Below are 3,975 nucleotides of genomic sequence, written 5' to 3' on the forward strand. Positions count from 1 at the left end.
TGCCGGCCTCGTCGCGGCCGGGGTTCGCGGCGACCACGCAGATGCCCTTCGAGCCGTCCATGACCGAGCCGCCGCCCAGGGCAACCACGAAGTCGCAGCCCTGCTCGCGCGCGAGCCAGCCGCCGGCGTTGACGGTCTGCCTCAGCGGGTTGGGCTCGATGCAGTCGAACAGCACGTGGGCGACGCCCGCGCGGTCGAGCTGGCCGTAGAGCCTGTCGAGGTAGCCGTTGGCCTTGACCGACTTGCCGCCGGTCGTGACCACGAGCGCCTTCTTGCCGGGAAGCTGCTGGTCTCCCAGCTCGGCAAGCTTGCCCGGGCCAAACAGGACCCTCGTGGGCGCAAAGAAGTTGTAGTGCTCTGCCATGCGATTCCTCCAAACGTGAGTGGTGGCGCTCCCCTTGCGCCAACAGCGAGTGCGGCGGGTGCCGCAGACCCCTCTCGTCGTCACTAGGGTACCCCCGCACGCGACGTTTGGGAGCCGCGACGTGGGCGCAAACGGCCGACGCACGCGCTAGAATCGCTCCAGTCACACACGAGGAGCGCCCATGACTCTCACGCAGCTGCGCTACGTCGCAAAAATCGCCGAGTGCGGCTCGATCACCGAGGCCGCGCGCCAGCTCTACATCTCCCAGCCGAGCCTCTCGACCGCCGTGCGCGAGCTCGAAGGCGAGCTAGGCATCGTCATCTTCAACCGCTCGGCACGCGGCATCTCGCTCACGCCCGACGGCTCGGAGTTCCTCTCCTACGCGCGCCAGATTCTCGAGCAGACCGAGCTCGTCGAGCAACGCTACGCACACGCGCGCCCCTCCAAGCGCCTGTTCGCCATCTCGTCGCAGCACTACGCCTTCGTGGTCAACGCGTTTGTGAGCCTACTCGAGAGCGTCGAGGCCGACGAGTACGAGATGACCCTGCGCGAGAGCCGCACCTACGAGATCATCGAGGACGTCGCGGGCTACCGCAGCGAGCTGGGCGTGCTGTACCTGAGTTCGTTTAACGAGAAGGTCCTGCGCAAGCTCATGCGCGAGAACCACCTCACCTACACCCCGCTGTTCGACGCGCAGCCGCACGTGTTCCTCTCGCAGCACCACCCGCTGGCGCACGCCGAGCGCGTGACGCTCGACGAGCTCGACGCCTACCCCTACCTGTGCTACGAGCAGGGCACCCACAACTCGCTGTACTTCTCGGAGGAGCTGCTGCCCTTCGAGAGCCACCGCAAGAGCATCGTCGTGACCGACCGCGCCACCCTGTTCAACCTGCTGCGCGGCGTCGACGGCTACACGATCTGCTCGGGCATGCTCAACAGCAACCTCAACGGCAGCGACATCGTCTCGGTGCCGCTCGTCACCGATGAGACCATGCAGCTGGGATACCTCACCAACGACCGCGCCCGTCTCTCGCCCATGGCCAGGCGCTACCTCGACGAGCTGCGCGCCCTCATCGCCCAGGACGGCTACGAGGTGCTGAGCTAGCGCATCCGGCCGAGACGCGCAGACGGTGCGCCGGCGTGGCAGCGCTCGCACGACGCCATGTCACTTCTCGCATGCCGCCACCACGGCACTTCTCGCACGTCGCCATCGGTTATGCATGTTTGAGGTGGCGGAGACGTGCGCAACCGATGGCACGTTCAACTGGCGGCATCTCCCCATCGGTACGGCACGTTTCGCGCCGCCGAGACGTGCACAAACAATGGCGAGTTCAGCCGGAGCGGCGAGCCATTGATATGGCACGTTTGCAGCAGCATCGAGTCGACGTGGTCGACGCCCAGGCGAGAGAGGCTTGCGTCGACGGCCTCGATGATGTGCTCCTTGGAGAAGTCGTACCAGGTAAAGCCATCGTCCTCCTTGCGGATGCCCACCTTGGACTGCAGGATCACGCGGTCGCGCAGGCCGGGGTTCGCGGCAAAGACCTCGCCCAGCATGCTCTCGTAGGCGCCGCGGCCGTAGACGTCGGTGATGTCGAGCGCGTTGACGGCCTCGTCGAGCGACGTCTCGACCAGCTCGGTGACCTTGGCCACGCTCATCTGGTCGATGCGCATGAGACCCACCATGACCTCGGAGACCTTGGTCTTTGCCTGCCCAAACTCGATGTAGCGCATGGATCCTCCCTTGGTTCGTCATCAAACCCTTCATCGATGCATGGTGTCCCGCGCGAGATGCGCGCATAATGCCGAGGCCGCAACAAATGACGCGACGCCGGTAAACGGCGACGGCGATGTCGAAGGGGCGGCGCGCCATCGCCTTGCCGCCATAACGGCTGCCGAGAAGAGCATCGGCACGGCACGCCATGCCCACGCAACAGCCGCACGCCATGCCCACGCGGTCCCCGTCAAATCCTTGGCGCACGCAAAACGCGCCCCCTCACCTCGGCGTAACAAAACGTTAATACCCACTTTTCCACTAGGGTATTGACGTATGAATTCGAGCGCCGTATAAACTCATCAGCAGGCAACGAAAACGAGGAGGTGCCCGAACGATGACCAACAAGACCAACACGATGATGTGCATGCGAATGCTGAGCTCCCGGGCACTGCAGGGGTACGCCCGCGCCTAGCGCCACGAGCACACGCTCGCAGGCCTGCGCGCACCAGCGTCTTCGTTCGCGCCCGGGAGCCCAAAGCTGCCGGGCGCTTTTCTGTACCCGGGATTGAACTGCGACCGGCCAATCATCCAAGCATCACCATCCCACAAGGAGGAACACCATGTCCGACATCACCCCCGAGGTCGAGAAGACCTTCCACTTCGAGACCCTCCAGCTCCACGTTGGCCAGGAGAGCGCCGACCCCGCCACCGACTCCCGCGCGGTGCCCATCTACCAGACCACCAGCTACGTCTTCCGCAACTCCCAGCACGGTGCCGACCGCTTTGGCCTGGCCGACGCCGGCAACATCTACGGCCGCCTGACCAACTCCACCCAGGGCGTCTTCGAGGACCGCATCGCCGCCCTCGAGGGTGGCGTCGCCGGCCTGGCCGTCGCCTCCGGCGCCGCGGCCATCACCTACGCCATCCAGGCCCTCGCCCGCAAGGGCGACCACGTCGTGGCCCAGAAGACCATCTACGGCGGCTCCTACAACCTGCTCGAGCACACGCTCTCGCAGTTTGGCATCGAGACCACCTTCGTCGACGCGCACAACCTCGAGGAGGTCGAGGCCGCGATCCAGGACAACACCACGGTCGTCTACCTCGAGACCCTCGGCAACCCCAACGCCGACATCCCCAACATCGACGCCATCTCCGAGATCGCCCACAAGCACGGCCTGCCCGTCGTGGTCGACAACACCTTTGGCACCCCCTACCTGTTCCGCCCGCTCGAGCACGGCGCCAACGTGGTCGTGCACTCCGCCACCAAGTTCATCGGCGGCCACGGCACCTCGCTGGGCGGCGTGATCGTCGACGGCGGCAACTTCGACTGGAAGGCCTCGGGCAAGTACCCGCAGATCGCCGACCCCAACCCCTCCTACCACGGCATCTGCATCTCGCCGTTCAACGCCTTCCTGCTGCTCCAGGGCACCGAGACCCTGTCGCTGCGCCTCGACCGCCACGCCGAGAACACCAAGAAGGTCGTCGAGTACCTCGCCAACAACCCGCTGGTCGAGAAGGTCAACCACCCGAGCCTGCCCGACCACCCCGACCACGAGCTCTACGAGAAGTACTTCCCCAACGGTGGCGCCTCGATCTTCACGTTCGAGATCAAGGGCGGCAGGGACGCCGCCTGGAAGTTCATCGACAACCTGCAGCTTTTCTCGCTGCTCGCCAACGTCGCTGACGTCAAGAGCCTCGTGATCCACCCGGCCAGCACCACCCACTCCCAGCTCTCCGGCGAGGAGCTCGCCAACGTGGGCATCACGCAGTCCACGATTCGCCTGTCCATTGGCACCGAGCACATCGACGACATCATCGCCGACCTCGAGCGCGGCTTCGCGGCCGTCCGCGAGAGCTAGTCGTCGCATCAGCCAGGCCCTTCCCACAGAGAGCGGCG

Annotated in this window: 4 protein-coding genes; 2 read left to right on the top strand and 2 right to left on the bottom strand. The window is 65.5% G+C overall.

All coding sequences use genetic code 11. The annotated features are described in order from the left end of the window. Nucleotides 1–364, bottom strand: a 364-nt coding sequence (locus AC1VTH_RS07150) for an iron-containing alcohol dehydrogenase (RefSeq protein WP_481335460.1), incomplete at its 3' end; no start/stop codon positions are given. A 181-nt stretch (nt 365–545) separates the two neighbouring features. Here AC1VTH_RS07150 and AC1VTH_RS07155 point away from each other — a divergent pair. Continuing rightward, nucleotides 546–1,469 (top strand): LysR family transcriptional regulator, encoded by a 924-nt coding sequence (locus AC1VTH_RS07155; protein ID WP_481335461.1) that lies wholly within the window; start codon nt 546–548, stop codon nt 1,467–1,469. A gap of 155 nt (nt 1,470–1,624) precedes the next feature. On the opposite strand, the gene AC1VTH_RS07160 is transcribed toward AC1VTH_RS07155, so the two are convergent. Then, nucleotides 1,625–2,095 carry an aldo/keto reductase gene (locus tag AC1VTH_RS07160; RefSeq protein ID WP_481335462.1) on the bottom strand — a complete coding sequence of 157 codons (471 nt, stop codon included), beginning with the start codon at nt 2,093–2,095 and terminating at the stop codon, nt 1,625–1,627. Between the two features lie 603 nt (nt 2,096–2,698). Between AC1VTH_RS07160 and AC1VTH_RS07165 the strand changes: the two genes are divergently transcribed. After that, entirely contained in the window at nt 2,699–3,937 is a 1,239-nt protein-coding gene (locus AC1VTH_RS07165) for an O-acetylhomoserine aminocarboxypropyltransferase/cysteine synthase family protein (RefSeq protein ID WP_481335463.1), read from the top strand. Nucleotides 3,938–3,975 lie beyond the last annotated feature (38 nt).

The organism is Parolsenella sp. (assembly GCF_982402205.1).